Annotated in this window: 10 protein-coding genes; 6 read left to right on the top strand and 4 right to left on the bottom strand. The window is 68.3% G+C overall.

The window, feature by feature from the left end:
- Positions 1-28 precede the first annotated feature (28 nt).
- Together lpdA and ITJ57_RS10505 are read right to left on the bottom strand one after the other, a co-directional pair.
- Complete coding sequence (gene lpdA / locus ITJ57_RS10500) at positions 29-1,402, bottom strand: dihydrolipoyl dehydrogenase (RefSeq protein ID WP_194669959.1); 1,374 nt, start codon at positions 1,400-1,402, stop codon at positions 29-31.
- 95 nt (positions 1,403-1,497) lie between these two features.
- Complete coding sequence (locus ITJ57_RS10505; RefSeq protein ID WP_194669960.1) at positions 1,498-3,000, bottom strand: leucyl aminopeptidase; 1,503 nt, start codon at positions 2,998-3,000, stop codon at positions 1,498-1,500.
- A gap of 120 nt (positions 3,001-3,120) precedes the next feature.
- On the opposite strand from ITJ57_RS10505, the gene ITJ57_RS10510 reads away from it, so the two are divergent.
- From ITJ57_RS10510 to ITJ57_RS10530, 5 genes are all read left to right on the top strand, one after another.
- A complete protein-coding gene (locus tag ITJ57_RS10510) occupies positions 3,121-4,044 on the top strand; it encodes a proteasome assembly chaperone family protein (protein WP_194669961.1) in 924 nt (307 codons plus the stop codon).
- A 9-nt stretch (positions 4,045-4,053) separates the two neighbouring features.
- Positions 4,054-5,361, top strand: a complete 1,308-nt coding sequence (locus ITJ57_RS10515; protein ID WP_194669962.1) for an MFS transporter — start codon at positions 4,054-4,056, stop codon at positions 5,359-5,361.
- Positions 5,362-5,585: 224 nt separating this feature from the next.
- Positions 5,586-6,872: an RNA polymerase sigma factor gene (locus ITJ57_RS10520; protein WP_194669963.1), complete on the top strand. Its 1,287-nt coding sequence runs from the start codon at positions 5,586-5,588 to the stop codon at positions 6,870-6,872.
- Positions 6,873-6,876: 4 nt separating this feature from the next.
- The gene (locus tag ITJ57_RS10525; RefSeq protein WP_194669964.1) at positions 6,877-8,139 is read left to right on the top strand and encodes a MurT ligase domain-containing protein; all 1,263 of its coding nucleotides are present in this window, start codon (positions 6,877-6,879) and stop codon (positions 8,137-8,139) included.
- Positions 8,136-8,885, top strand: a complete 750-nt coding sequence (locus ITJ57_RS10530) for a hypothetical protein (RefSeq protein WP_194669965.1) — start codon at positions 8,136-8,138, stop codon at positions 8,883-8,885. Before ITJ57_RS10525 ends, ITJ57_RS10530 begins: the two co-directional genes overlap by 4 nt.
- 58 nt (positions 8,886-8,943) lie before the next feature.
- Here the strand turns inward: ITJ57_RS10530 and ITJ57_RS10535 are convergent, their stop codons facing one another.
- On the bottom strand, positions 8,944-9,174 hold the full coding sequence (locus tag ITJ57_RS10535; protein ID WP_056011197.1) for a hypothetical protein: 231 nt from the start codon (positions 9,172-9,174) through the stop codon (positions 8,944-8,946).
- 215 nt (positions 9,175-9,389) lie between these two features.
- Here ITJ57_RS10535 and ITJ57_RS10540 point away from each other — a divergent pair, with 215 nt between their 5' ends.
- Positions 9,390-11,468, top strand: a complete 2,079-nt coding sequence (locus ITJ57_RS10540; RefSeq protein ID WP_194669966.1) for a DNA topoisomerase IV subunit B — start codon at positions 9,390-9,392, stop codon at positions 11,466-11,468.
- A 125-nt stretch (positions 11,469-11,593) separates the two neighbouring features.
- On the opposite strand, the gene ITJ57_RS10545 is transcribed toward ITJ57_RS10540, so the two are convergent.
- Complete coding sequence (locus tag ITJ57_RS10545; RefSeq protein ID WP_194669967.1) at positions 11,594-14,104, bottom strand: DNA topoisomerase (ATP-hydrolyzing) subunit A; 2,511 nt, start codon at positions 14,102-14,104, stop codon at positions 11,594-11,596.
- Positions 14,105-14,123: the final 19 nt, after the last annotated feature.

Consider the following 14,123-nt stretch of genomic DNA (forward strand, 5'->3'; position numbering starts at 1 on the left):
TTTAGCTTATTGGGGTGTTCGGGCCGCGTCACAGCGCGTGCAGGGGCTTGCCTGCGAGCGCGAGGAATGCTTCGCCGAGCGCCTCGTTCTGCGTGGGGTGCGCGTGGATGAGCGGCGCGATGTCCTCCGGGTATGCCTCCCAGTTGACGGCGAGCTGGCCTTCGGCGATGAGCTCGCCGACGCGGGCACCGATCATGTGGACGCCGATCACCGGACCGTCGTTGACCCGGATGACCTTGACGTTGCCGCTCGTGCCGATGATCTCGCTCTTGCCGTTGCCGGCGAGGTTGAAGTCGTAGCTCGTGATGTTGTCGGCGCCGTACTGCTCCGCCGCCTTCGCCTCGCTCAGACCGACGGAAGCGATCTCAGGGTCGCTGTAGGTGACCTTCGGGATGTTGATGTCCTCGATGACGACCGGCTTGAGGCCGGCGATCTCCTCGGCGACGAAGATGCCCTGCTGGAAGCCGCGGTGTGCGAGCTGGAGGCCGGGGACGATGTCGCCGACGGCGTAGAGGCCGGGGATGTTCGTCTCGAGGCGGTCGTTGGTGATGACGAAGCCGCGGTCGATCGCGACACCGACCTCCTCGAAACCGAGGCCGGCGGTCGACGGGCCACGGCCGACGGCGACGAGCAGCAGCTCGGCGTCGATGGTCTTGCCGTCTTCGAGCGTGATGTGCACGCCCTGGTCGTCCTGCGTGACGCCCTGGAACCGGACGCCGAGTGAGTAGTCGATCCCGCGCTTGCGGAACGCGCGCTCGAGAGCCTTGCTGATGGCCTCGTCCTCGTTGGGGACCAGGTGGGGGAGCGCCTCGATGATCGTCACCTCGGTGCCGAAGGACTTCCACACGCTGGCGAACTCGACACCGATCACGCCGCCGCCGAGCACGGCGACCTTCTTGGGCACGAAGTCGAGCTGCAGGGCCTGCTCGCTCGTGATGACACGGCCGCCGATCTCGAGGCCGGGGAGCGAGCGGCTGTACGAACCCGTCGCGAGGATGACGTTCTTGCCGGTGATGAGGTCGTCGCCGACCTGCACGCTCGTCGGGGAGACCAGACGGCCCTCACCCTCGATCGTGGTGATGCCACGAGCCTTCACGAGGCCCTGGAGGCCCTTGTACTTCTTCGCGACGATGCCCTCGCGGTACTTCGTGACGCCCTCGATGTCGATGCCCTCGAAGGTCGACTTGACGCCGAACTTCTCGGACTCGCGGGACGCGTCGGCGACCTCGGCGGAGTGCAACAGCGCCTTGGTCGGGATGCAGCCGCGGTGCAAGCAGGTGCCGCCGACCTTGTCCTTCTCGATCATGCCGACGGTGAGGCCGAGCTGCGAAGCGCGCAGCGCCGCAGCGTATCCGCCGCTTCCGCCTCCCAGGACTACCAGGTCAAAATTCTGCTCGGACACTCCGTTGCTCCTTGTGTGTGCTTCGTGGTCGATCGGAAACCGTCGTGGTGTGTTCGGCGGTGTCGAGGCAGGTCGAACCGCCCCCATCGACCTTACTACGGGTGGCTAATCTCCTCGGCCATTGCGAGGAGCGTGCGGACCGCGACACCGGTCGGTCCCTTGGCGGTGAACCCGTACGCCGCGTCGCCGTTCATGGCGCTGCCGGCGATGTCGAGGTGCGCCCACGGGATGCGGGTCGCCACGCCCTCGGCATCGGTGCGTTCGGGGATGAACTCCTGGAGGAAGGTCCCGGCGACGAGCATGCCGCCCGCGGTGGTTCCCGGCTTCGCGTTGGCGAGGTCGGCCACGTCCGAGTCGAGCACCCTGCGGAGTTCCGCTGGGAACGGCATCGGCCAGAAGAGCTCGTCGGCACCGGACCCGGTCGCGATGAGGTCGGTCACGAACGCGGCGTCGCCCATGACCCCGGTGTAGCGGTTGCCCAGCGCCACCACGGCGGCACCGGTGAGGGTCGCGACGTCGATGATCGCGTCGGGCTCCTCCTCAGCGGCGGCGACCAGGCCGTCGGCCAGGACCAGACGGCCCTCGGCGTCGGTGTTGGTGACCTCGACCGTACGACCGCCACGGATCGTGAGGACGTCATTCGGTCGGATCGCGGTCCCGGAGGGGAGGTTCTCGGCGAGACACAACCAGGCGGTGAGCCTCGTCGGCACTCCCAGGCGCGCGGCGGCGGCCAGGACGGCGAGGACGGTGGCCGCCCCGGTCATGTCGTACTTCATGCCGACCATCGACACCGGCGGCTTCAACGACAGCCCACCGCTGTCGAAGGTGATGCCCTTGCCGACGAGCGCGAGGTGCGTTCGAGCCGCCTCCGGGTGGTAGCTCAGCTTCACGAGACGCGGGGGCCGTGAGGATCCCTGCCCGACCCCGAGGATGCCGCCGAAGCCGTCCTCCGCCAGGCGGGTCTCGTCCCATACCTCGACCTCGACGTCGAGGCCGTCGACGGCGGCCCGCGCGGCGTCGGCGAAGGTCGCCGGGTAGAGCTCGTTCGGTGGGGTGTTGACGAGGTCCTTGACGAGCCCGATGGCTTCGGCGACCGCCGCAGCGTGCTGGGCGACATCGATGCCAGGGGCGTCGAGGGCGGGCGGGACGACGACCGTGACGCGCTCGAGGGGGTCGGGCGCCGACGGCGTTCCGGTGCCCCGGGAAGCGGTGTAGCGGTACGCGCCGATGGCCGCGCCTTCGAGGACGGCTTCCGCTGCCTCCGCCGTCTCCTCCGTCAATGCGAACGTGATGGAGGTGTGGCCGTCCAGCCCTCGGGTCACCGCGCCTGCGGCGCGACGGAAGGCCGCGGGGTCCGTGTCGGCGCCGAGTCCCATGAGGACGAGACCCGCCGCGGTGCCGAATCGATCGGGGAGCCGGCGCACCTGGTCTTCGGCCCCGGAGATACCGAAGGCGGGAAGCTCTGCGGTCAGTACCGTGTAGGGCTCGGGAGCGAGGAGTTCCGGGCCGTCCTGGCCCTGCCTCACCGCGAGGACGAGCAACTCGCCCTCGAGCTGCTCCACGGTGGCGGACACGACGGACAGTGCGGGGATCGTCATGCTTCCATCGTAGGCACGCGCACCGCGGGCCGGACGCGCTGCCGCCGCTGTTCGCTCTCGGCGGTACCAGGAGGGGCCAGAGGGGCGGAGCCCCACGACACCCCCGTTTAGAGTTGGACCATGCCTACGCCAGACGACCTCTACGAGGTGCACGCAGAGATCGACGTGCCGGCCGGCCTGCACCTGGTCGCGGGGCTCACCGGTTTCTCCGACGCCGGGGGAGCGGTCGGGCAGCTGAACTCCTATCTCGACGAGGTGCTCGACACGACGGTCGTCGCCGAGTTCGACGCCGACGTGCTGCTCGACTACCGCGCACGCCGCCCGATCATCTCCTTCGACCAGGACCACCTCACGGAGTACCGTCCGCCGCGGTTGACGCTCTCGCTCGCGCATGACGAGCTCGGATCGCCGTTCCTCCTCCTGACCGGCTTCGAGCCGGACTTCCTGTGGGGGCGTTTCGTCGCCGCGGTGCTGGAACTCGTCGACCGGTTCCGAGTGAGCGACACGACCTGGGTCCACGCGATCCCCATGCCGGTTCCGCACACCCGACCCATCGGCGTCACCGTCAGCGGCAACCGCTTCGACCTCATCGAGTCGCTGTCGGTCTGGCGCCCGCGGACGCAGGTGCCGTCCAACGTGCTGCACCTGCTCGAGCACCGTCTCTACGAACGCGGCGACAGCATCGCGGCGTTCGTCCTCCTCGTCCCGCACTACCTCGCCGACACGGAGTTCCCCGCTGCGGCGATCATGGCCATCGAGAGCCTGAGCGCCGCGACCGGCTTGATCTTCCCGACGGACCGCCTCCGCGAGGACGGCCGGGACTTCCTCGCCAAGATCGACGAGCAGGTCGGAACGAACCACGAACTCGGTCAGCTCGTCACGACGCTCGAGGAACGCTACGACGCCTACATGGCCGACAACTCCCCGAAGTCACCGCTGACCGACATCGACGGCGCCCTGCCGACCGCGGACGAGATCGCGGCCGAACTCGAGAAGTTCCTCGCCAGCAGGCGGCACGGCGACGAGGACCGTTCGAGCGCCTAAACTGGATCGGTGGGATCTCGACGCGTCTGGTGGGTGTTCGGCGTCGGAGTGTTCGCCTACCTCATCACGGTCATGCAGCGGTCGACCCTCGGTGTCGCAGCCGTCGACGCCACGGGGCGGTTCCACATCGATGCCGCCGCGCTCTCGACGCTGGCGGTCGCGCAGCTGATCGTCTACGCCGCGATGCAGGTCCCCGTCGGTGTCCTCATCGACCGCCTCGGTCCACGAATCCTCATCGCAGCCGGTTTGTCGGTCGTCATGATCGGTCAGATCTGGTTGGGGCTCACGACCGAACTGGGAGGCGCCATCATCGGGCGGATGCTCGTGGGCCTCGGCGACGCCGCCGTGTTCACCTCGGTCCTCCGGCTCGTGAACTCCTGGTTCCCGACGTACCGCGTGCCGATCGTCTCGCAGTGGGTCGGGAACATCGGGCAGATCGGCCAAGTCCTGTCTGCGGTCCCCTTCTCCTTCGTCCTGCACGCCCTCGGGTGGTCGCCGGCGTTCCTCGGCGCAGCGGGTCTCGTCCTCCTCGCCCTCGTGGGCGTGCTGATCGTCGTGCGTGACCGCCCAACCGGGTCGGACGAGGCGCCTCGGCCGGAGAGCTGGAGACACGTCGTCCGCGAGGTCGTGGTCAGCCTGCGGCGGCCCGGCACCCGTCTCGGGTTCTGGTCGCACTTCGTGACCCAGTCCTCCGGAACCGTCCTCACCCTGCTCTGGGGCTTCCCGTTCATGGTCTACGCACTCGGGTACTCGCAGCCGCTGGCGGCGTCACTCCTCATCGTGATCGTCGTCTCCGGCATGATCGCGGGACCGATCATCGGTGTGCTCACCGCACGGTTCCCGTATCGACGCAGCAACCTGGTGCTCTGCATCGTGACGGTCATGGGCCTCGCATGGGCGGCCCTGCTCCTGTGGCCCGGCGTCCCTCCGATGTGGCTCGTCATCGTCCTGTTCGTCGTCGTCGGGGTCGGCGGGCCCGGGTCGCTGATCGGGTTCGACTTCGCCAGGACCTTCAACCCCATCCGGGCACTCGGTGGCGCGAACGGCATCGTCAACGTCGGCGGGTTCCTCGCGAGCTTCGTCATCATGTTCCTGATCGGCCTCATCATCGACGCGGTGAGTGGCGGCTCTCGCGCCGACTACTCGATGGACAGTTTCAGGATCGCGTTCTCCGTGCAGTACCTCGTGATCGGGTTCGGCGTCGCCATGCTGCTCGTGGCCAGGTCACGCACGCGGAAGCGCTTCGTCGAAGAGGAGGGGATCGCGGTCGGCCCACTGTGGATCGCCGTCCGTGCCCGACTCGGTCGCCGTCGCTGAGCGTTCGCCTCGTGCGACGGACCGGGTCTTGACAAATCGCCGGTGGCTCTATGGCCTTCCGTAGCGCGCTATAATGGATCTCGGACCCGTTCACCTCTCGGAATGTCGGCGGCCCTTTTCGGGTTGCACTGCGCCAAGACTTGACATGGGTCCTCGTAATGTCCGAAATCACGGACGATCCGGCGTTGACTCTCGAAGCCGGGTCCGAACAGGAAGGTGCAGCTATGGCCACCAAGACCGCTCGCGCAGACGAAGCAGCGCCGGCAGACGAGGCCACGGAGGCTCCCGCAGCGAAGGCTCGGACCACCAAGGCCGCCACGCCGCGCACGAAAGCCGCTCCCAAGGCGAAGGCCACGCGTGCCAAGGCCGCCCCGAAGGCGGGCTCGGAGCCCGATGAGGCTTCAGACGACGAGGACGTCGTCGTCGAGGTCGTCGCAGACGACGCCGTGGTCGACGCACCCGCCGGCGAGGCGACGGAGACGGTCGAGGAGGAGGACGACAAGTCCGTCCCCGAGATCACGCTCCCCACCGACGCACTCGTGCTCTCCAACAGCGACGACGACGAGATCCCCGTCTACTCCGCGGCGATCACCGGCGCGACCGCCGACCCGGTGAAGGACTACCTCAAGCAGATCGGTAAGGTCGCCCTCCTCAATGCAGCGGAAGAGGTCGAACTCGCCATGCGCATCGAGGCCGGACTCTTCGCGGAGGACAAGCTCTCCCAGCTGTCCGACCTCGAGAAGCGTTCGCGCGTCGGCCGGGAACTCCAGTGGGTCGCGAAGGACGGAGCCCGGGCGAAGAGCCACCTGCTCGGCGCCAACCTGCGACTCGTCGTGAGCCTCGCCAAGCGCTACACCGGACGAGGCATGCAGTTCCTCGACCTCATCCAGGAGGGCAACCTCGGGCTCATCCGTGCGGTCGAGAAGTTCGACTACACGAAGGGCTTCAAGTTCTCCACGTACGCGACCTGGTGGATCCGCCAGGCCATCACACGTGCCATGGCCGACCAGGCACGGACCATCCGCATCCCCGTGCACATGGTCGAGGTCATCAACAAGCTCGCCCGCGTGCAGCGCCAGATGCTCCAGGACCTCGGTCGCGAACCCACGCCTGAGGAACTGAGCCGCGAGCTCGACATGACACCTGAGAAGGTCATCGAGGTCCAGAAGTACGGCCGCGAGCCCATCTCACTGCACACCCCACTGGGCGAGGACGGCGACAGCGAGTTCGGCGACCTGATCGAGGACACCGAGGCGGTCGTCCCGGCCGACGCGGTGAGCTTCACCATGCTGCAGAAGCAGCTGGAGTCGCTCCTCGATTCGCTGTCCGAGCGCGAAGCCGGTGTCATCCGGATGCGCTTCGGCCTCGGAGACGGCATGCCGAAGACGCTGGACCAGATCGGCGACACGTTCGGCGTCACGCGCGAGCGGATCCGACAGATCGAGTCGAAGACCATGGCGAAGCTGCGTCACCCGAGCCGATCCCAGTCGCTCCGCGACTACCTCGAGTAGGAGCATGCGCTACGCCCCCGCCATCCTCGCGGGCCGAGCCGTCCGATTCCTCGCCAGGCTGCGTAAGCCGGGCGGGGGATCGGCCGTTCCCGGCCTCGTGGTCAACCGCGTCGCTCCCGGGTTCCTGCCAGACACGCTGAACAGCTTCCCGCGTGGCCTCGTGATCGTGAGTGGCTCAAGCGGGAAGTCGACCACGACCAAGATGCTCGTGGGCATCCTGCGCGCGCATCAGGTCTCCGTGTTCACGAACCCGTCCACGGCGAACATCTCCCAGGGCCTCACCTCGGCACTCCTCGAACGGGCCGACCTCCGAGGTCGGATCGACGCGGATCTGGGCGTGCTCGAGATGGACGAGGGCCATGGGGCTCTGATCGCCCCGCGACTCCGCCCGGCGCACGTCATCCTGACGAACGTGTCGGTCGATCAGATCGACCGCTTCCACGATGCCGCCATGGTGTCCCGCATGCTCGATGCGATCGCCGGACGATCGACCGGTTCGCTGGTCCTGAACGGCGACGACGCGCTGGTCGACGCGGTCGCCTCTGGGAGCGCCGCGACCCGGTGGCGGTACGGCGTGTCGGCCTCGGTCCTGGAAGCCAGCCCGCGTGGCCTCGGCTACAGCTCGACCGCTCCGGATCGTGTCGATGCGGACGCCGGCACAGTGGTGCAGTCGCTGGTCGGCGACGAGGTGGTCATCGCGCACCGAGGCGAGTCCGCGCGGTTCCGTCTTCCTGCTCGCGGCGTGCACTACGCGGTCGACGCGGCCGCGGCCATCTCCGGTGCTGCGGCCATCCTCGGGCCGGAGTTCCGGCTCGCGACGGCGGCAGCCTCGTTCGAGGCCCTGACTCCGGTGTTCGGCCGTGGCGAAGTGACCACCGTGCGTGGCGTCGAGGTGGAGTTCGTGCTCGTCCAGAACCCGGCGAGTTTCCAACTCAACATCGACAGTCTCGCCCCGGACACGGAACAGATCCTGGTGGCCGTCGGCAGCGACGTCCGCGACCCGTCCTACCTGTGGCCGGTCGACACGGCCCGTCTGGGTCGTGTCGCCGTCGTCTCCGGTTCGAAGGCTTGGGAGGCGGCGCTCCAGCTCGGGTACGACGGCGTCGAGATCGATCGCATCGAGCCGGATCTCGGTGCGGCCCTGGACGCGTTCCTGGCACTCCCCGCCCCTGGTGTCGGCCGAAAGACCGTCATCTTCACCGCCGACTCGATGCGTCGCACGCGCGCGCACCTCGGGCTCGCCTCGAACGATCAGGACGACGCATGACGACCGAGCCGACGATCATCATCGCCGTCCTGCTGCCGTCGAGCTGCAACGTCAACGGCGACGCCGAGAACGGCTCGGTCCTCGCTCGCCGTGGTCGCGCTCGAGGACTCACCGTCGAGCTGGTCCCGGTCGAGTCGGTGGCGGACCTGCCCGAGGCGGTCCACGCCGTCGTGCTCGGTTCCTGCGACGACCCGTCCGCCCCGGCTGTCCTCGAAGCGCTCCGGCCGTTCCACGACGCCTTCATCGCGTGGGTGGAGGCGGGTGTGCCGATCCTCGCGGTGGCGAACGGATGGAAGCTCCTCACCCGTCGTCTCGAACTGGCGCCAGGCAGCTGGGTGGACGGACTCGCGATCATCGAGGGGGACGCCCCGCTCCGCGGCGCCCGGGCCAGCGACGACTTGCTCGTCGTACCGGCCGGCGACCTCGAACTGGAGTCGCCCGTCCTCGTGGGCTACGAGAACCACGCGAGGGACTTCCGCGGCGGTACGGGCGTCAAGGCTGTCGGTGCCGTGCGCCACGGCCGCGGCAACGGAGACGGCACCGAGGGGGCGATGGTCGGTCCGTTCATCGGCACCCATCTGCACGGACCGGTGCTGGCGAAGAACCCCGAACTGGCCGACCGTCTGCTCCGTCAGGCCATCGTCGTCGCCGGTGGGACGTCGATGCTCGACGATTCGGCGGAACTGCGCGCCCTGGACGAGATCGCCGCACAGACACGGGCACAGGTCGTCACGTCCATCGGTTGAACCCATGACGAAGGGCCCCGGATCTCGGATCCGGGGCCCTTCGTCATGACTGGGGAGGCTACGCGCGCTGCTCGGTGAAGAGCCGCGCGGACTCGTCGTGCCAGTCGGTCGCGACCTGCGTCAGCTTCTCCTGGTACTTCTTGCCGTGGTGCGCGCAGAACAGCAGCTCACCGCTGTTCATCTGCACGCGGATGTAGGCCTGTGCTCCGCACAGATCGCAACGATCGGCGGCAGTCAGTTGCTGGGCGTCGAGGTCACTCGGCGTGCTCTCGGTAGCAGTCTGTGACATGTGCTCCTCCTGACTCGGGCGGCTACGAAACTCGTAGTACTCATGAAAGCACGCGTTCGCCGCAACGGTGTGCCTTTGCGCGTTCGTTTCGCTCTGCGCGTAGATCATTCGGACCAGACCGTCAGCCGGATGGGTGGCCGGCCGGAATGCAGGATGGCGGGATCGTCGCCGAGTGTCACCATCGGCGTGTCGGACGCGGAGACTACTCTTGAGAGGTGAGCAGCGACTACTCCGCCCGGCATCTCTCCGTCCTCGAAGGCCTCGAGGCGGTGCGCAAGCGACCCGGCATGTACATCGGATCGACGGACTCGCGGGGCCTCATGCACTGCCTCTGGGAGATCATCGACAACTCGGTCGACGAGGCACTCGGCGGGCACGGTGATGAGATCGAGATCATCCTGCACGCCGACCAGAGCGTCGAGGTCCGAGACCACGCGCGAGGCATCCCGGTCGACATCGAGCCGAAGACCGGCCTGTCGGGCGTCGAGGTCGTGTTCACGAAGCTGCACGCCGGCGGCAAGTTCGGCGGCGGGTCCTACGCCGCGTCGGGTGGGCTGCACGGCGTCGGAGCCTCCGTCGTCAATGCGCTCTCGGAACGGCTCGACGTCGAGGTGGACCGCGGTGGCAAGACCTACGCGATGTCCTTCCACCGTGGCGAGCCCGGCATCTTCGCCGACACCGGTGAGCCCACGCCGGACGCGCCGTTCACCCCCTTCGAGAAGCAGAGCGAACTCCGGGTCATCGGAAAGACCAAGCGTGGCGTGACGGGCACGCGGATCCGCTACTGGGCCGACCGCCAGATCTTCACGAAGGGTGCGCAGTTCCAGGCTGAGGAGCTGTTGGGCCGAGCCCGCCAGACGGCCTTCCTCATCAAGGGGCTCGGCATCCACATCCGCGACGAGACCGTCGAGGAACCGACCGAAGCCATGTACCGCTACGAGGGCGGCATCTCCGAGTTCGTCGACTACCTGGCGGGCGACACCGCCCTCACCGACACCTGGCGCCTCACCGGAAGCGGCACGTTCACCGAGACGGTGCCGGTCCTGTCGCCGTCGGGCACCATGGTCGCGACCGAGGTGGAGCGCGAGGCCGAGGTCGACATCGCCCTGCGGTGGGGCACCGGGTACGAGACGGTCATGCGGAGCTTCGTCAACATCATCGCCACACCGAAGGGCGGCACGCACCAGCTGGGCTTCGACCAGGGGCTGTTGAAGTTCCTCCGAACCCAGGTGGAGCAGAACGCCCGTCGGCTGAAGGTCGGCTCGGACAAGCTCGAGAAGGACGACGTCCTCGCCGGCCTGACCGCCGTGCTGACGGTCCGGCTCGCCGAGCCGCAGTTCGAGGGCCAGACGAAGGAGATCCTGGGGACGCCCGCGGTGCGGGCCATCGTGGCGAACGTGGTCGCCAAGGAGCTGAAGGAGCGGTTCGCGTCGACGAAACGCGACGACAAGGCGCAGACGGCGCTCGTGCTCGAGAAGATCGTGTCCGAGATGAAGTCCCGGATCTCGGCGCGGACCCACAAGGAGACGCAGCGGCGGAAGAACGCGCTCGAGAACTCGTCACTGCCGGCCAAGCTGGTCGACTGCCGCTCGGGCAACCTCGAATCGAGCGAGCTGTTCATCGTCGAGGGTGACTCCGCACTCGGGACGGCGAAGCTGGCGCGCGACAGCTCGTACCAGGCGCTCCTCCCGATCCGCGGCAAGATCCTGAACGTGCAGAAGGCCTCCGTCTCCGACATGCTCTCGAACACCGAGTGCGCGTCGATCATCCAGGTCATCGGAGCCGGGTCGGGTCGATCCTTCGACCTCGACGCCGCCCGGTACGGGAAGATCATCCTGATGAGCGACGCGGACGTCGACGGTGCGCACATCCGCACCCTCCTCCTCACGCTCTTCTTCCGCTACATGCGGCCGCTCATCGAGGCCGGCCGCGTCTTCGCTGCGGTGCCCCCGCTCCACCGGGTCATCGTCATCAACCCCGGTTCGAAGCCGAACGAGACGATCTACACCTACTCCGAGGCCGAGCTGCACGCCGTGCTCGGCGACCTCAAGCGCACCGGCAAGAAGCACCAGGAACCGATCCAGCGATACAAGGGACTCGGTGAGATGGACGCCGACCAGTTGGCGACGACGACCATGGATCGACGCCACCGCACGCTCCGCCGCGTGCGCGTGGAGGACGCCGAGTCGGCCGGGCGCATCTTCGAACTCCTCATGGGCAACGACGTGGCCCCGAGGAAGGAGTTCATCGTGGACAGCTCCGACCGACTGTCCCGCGAAAGCATCGACGTCTGACCCCCACCCGGGCTCGGCAGCGCCCGGGCTCGGCACCGTCCGGCAATGAGGCGCTGGCCCGGGGAACGGTCGAGGCCCGGTGCGAGCGGATGCTCAGACCGGGCCTCGTCGGTGCAGGACGGGACTCAGGCGGGTTCGCCGTCGGCGGTCGTGTCGTCCGTAGCCGGCGGGGCGACCGGCGGTGCGATCGCGTTGCCGATGAACCCGATGGGAGCGTCGAGCGGCGTGCCGGACGCGTCGCGCTTGGCCCCGACCTCCGGAAGCGTCCGAGGCGTCCCGTCCGTGCCGACGGCGTGTGCCGGAGCGGCACCGACCCAGGCGACGGCCAGCTGGTCCTCACCCTTCAGGAAGCGTTGAGACCGGACCCCGCCCGTCGCCCGACCCTTGGCGGGGAACTCCGAGAACTCGGACACCTTCGCACTGCCGGTGTCCGTTCCGGCGAGCGTGAGTGAGTTCGTCGCGACGGTGACGACGACCACCTCGTCGTCCGGGAGGACAGCGGTGAAGGAGATGACCTTCGCACCGGCGGCGAGGTTGATGCCGGCCATGCCACCCGCGGCACGGCCCTGCGGCCGGACGGACGACGCGGCGAAGCGGAGGAGCTGCGCGTCGGAGGCGACGAACACGAGTTCCGCATCGTCGCCGACCTGCGCCGCACCGATGACACGATCGCGCGGCTTCAGCGTGATGACCTCGACGTCGGGCTTCGCGGGCAGATCGCCGGGGATGACGCGTTTGACGACGCCGGTCTCGGTGCCGAGCACGATCGGCTGCTCGCTGGACAGGGAGACGATGGCGAGCACCCGCTCATCGCGGTCGGGCAGGGAGAGGTACTCACCGATCCGGACGCCGGCCGCGAGCTGGATCGACGCCGCCGGCACCGCGGGGAGGTCGAGCGGCGTGAACCGGATGAGCCGTCCCGTGCTCGTGACGGCGCCGAGCTCGGTACGGCTGGTGGTCTCGACGACGCTCAGGATCGCATCGTGCTTGCTCCGACGTCCTGGCCGGGGCGCCTGAGCATCCGGGTCGAGGTCGACGCGGAGCGCCCGTCCCGTCGCGCTGAGGTAGACGCGGCACGGGGTGTCGGCGAGCTCGAGGATCGGGGCGCTCTTGCCTCGCCCGGTCGTCGCGACGCTCGGCTTGGCGTTCGTCAACATCGTCCGGCGTGGGGTGCCGAACTGCTCGGCGGCGGCGGCGAGTTCCGCCGAGACCGCAGCCCGGATCAGTCGCTGGCTTCCGAGCAGGCGCTCGAGTTCCGCGATCTCCGCGAGCAGTTTGTCGCGCTCCGCCTCGAGTTCGATCCGGGAGAACTTCGTGAGCCGTCGAAGCCGGAGCTCGAGGATGTACTCGGCCTGCAGCTGGGACAGGTCGAAGACCTCGATCAGTCTCGCGCGGGCCTGCTCCGAGTCGTCGCTCGCCCGGATGACCTGGATGACCTCGTCGATGTCGAGGATCGCGATGAGGAGGCCCTCGACGAGGTGCAGGCGTTCCTTCCGCCTAGCCAGCCGGAACCGGCTCCGGCGGGTGACCACGCTGATGCGGTGGTCGACGTACACCTGGAGCAGCTCGCGGAGACCGAGCGTCTGCGGGCCGCCGTCCACGAGGGCCACGTTGTTGATGCTGAACGAATCCTCGAGGGGGGTGTACCGGTAGAGCTGCTCGAGGACGGCTTCGGGGGAAAAGCCGGTCTTGATCCCGATCACGAGCCGGAGTCCGTGCATCCGGTCGGTGAGGTCGGTGACGTCCGAGATGCCGTTGAGCTTCTTGGAGGTGACGCCGTCCTTGATCTTCTCGATGATCTTCTCGGGCCCGACCAGGTACGGCAGTTCCGTGATGACGAGGCCGGTCTTCCGGGCGGTCACCGGTTCAACGGACACCTTGGCGCGCGTCTTGAAGGAACCACGGCCCGTCGCGTAGGCGTCCTTGATGCCGTCGAGCCCCACGATCGTCCCGCCGGACGGCAGGTCCGGCCCGGGGACGAACTCCATGAGGTCCTCGAGGGTGGCCTGCGGGTGCGCGATGAGGTGCCGGGCGGCGCCGATGACCTCGACGAGGTTGTGCGGCGCCATATTCGTCGCCATACCGACGGCGATGCCGCTGGCGCCGTTCACGAGCAGGTTGGGGAACGCCGCAGGCAGCACCTCCGGCTGCATGAACTGGTTGTCGTAGTTCGGGACGAAGTCGACGACGTCCTCGTCGAGGTCGGCGGTGAGCGCGAGGGCGGCGGCGGCGAGCCGTGCCTCCGTGTAACGCGGGGCCGCCGGCCCGTCGTCGAGCGAGCCGAAGTTGCCGTGGCCGTCGATCAAGGGCACACGCAGGGTGAACGACTGCGCGAGGCGGACGAGCGCGTCGTAGATCGCCGTGTCGCCGTGCGGGTGTAGCTTGCCCATCACCTCGCCGACGACTCGAGCCGACTTCACATGGCCGCGATCCGGGCGGAGACCCATCTCGGTCATCTGATAGAGGATGCGCCGCTGGACCGGCTTCAGCCCGTCGCGTGCATCGGGGAGGGCGCGGGCGTAGATGACCGAATAGGCGTATTCCAGGAAGGAGGTCTGCATCTCCGACGAGACATCGATGTCCTCGATGCGCTCGCCACTGGGCTCCGTCGGCGGGGTCTGCTGTTGGCGGGTCATTCCGTGTCTCTGCTGAGGG

The sequence above is a fragment of the Plantibacter sp. VKM Ac-2880 genome, assembly GCF_015351235.1.
In the GTDB taxonomy this organism is placed as follows: domain Bacteria; phylum Actinomycetota; class Actinomycetes; order Actinomycetales; family Microbacteriaceae; genus Plantibacter.

What these genes read in the sequence shown, in the direction of transcription:
- ITJ57_RS10535 (WP_056011197.1), bottom strand. Translation starts at nt 9,174, where the DNA reads ATGTCACAGACTGCTACCGAGAGCACGCCGAGTGACCTCGACGCCCAG.
- ITJ57_RS10530 (WP_194669965.1), top strand. Translation starts at nt 8,136, where the DNA reads ATGACGACCGAGCCGACGATCATCATCGCCGTCCTGCTGCCGTCGAGC.
- ITJ57_RS10525 (WP_194669964.1), top strand. Translation starts at nt 6,877, where the DNA reads ATGCGCTACGCCCCCGCCATCCTCGCGGGCCGAGCCGTCCGATTCCTC.
- ITJ57_RS10520 (WP_194669963.1), top strand. Translation starts at nt 5,586, where the DNA reads ATGGCCACCAAGACCGCTCGCGCAGACGAAGCAGCGCCGGCAGACGAG.
- ITJ57_RS10545 (WP_194669967.1), bottom strand. Translation starts at nt 14,104, where the DNA reads ATGACCCGCCAACAGCAGACCCCGCCGACGGAGCCCAGTGGCGAGCGC.
- ITJ57_RS10510 (WP_194669961.1), top strand. Translation starts at nt 3,121, where the DNA reads ATGCCTACGCCAGACGACCTCTACGAGGTGCACGCAGAGATCGACGTG.
- ITJ57_RS10505 (WP_194669960.1), bottom strand. Translation starts at nt 3,000, where the DNA reads ATGACGATCCCCGCACTGTCCGTCGTGTCCGCCACCGTGGAGCAGCTC.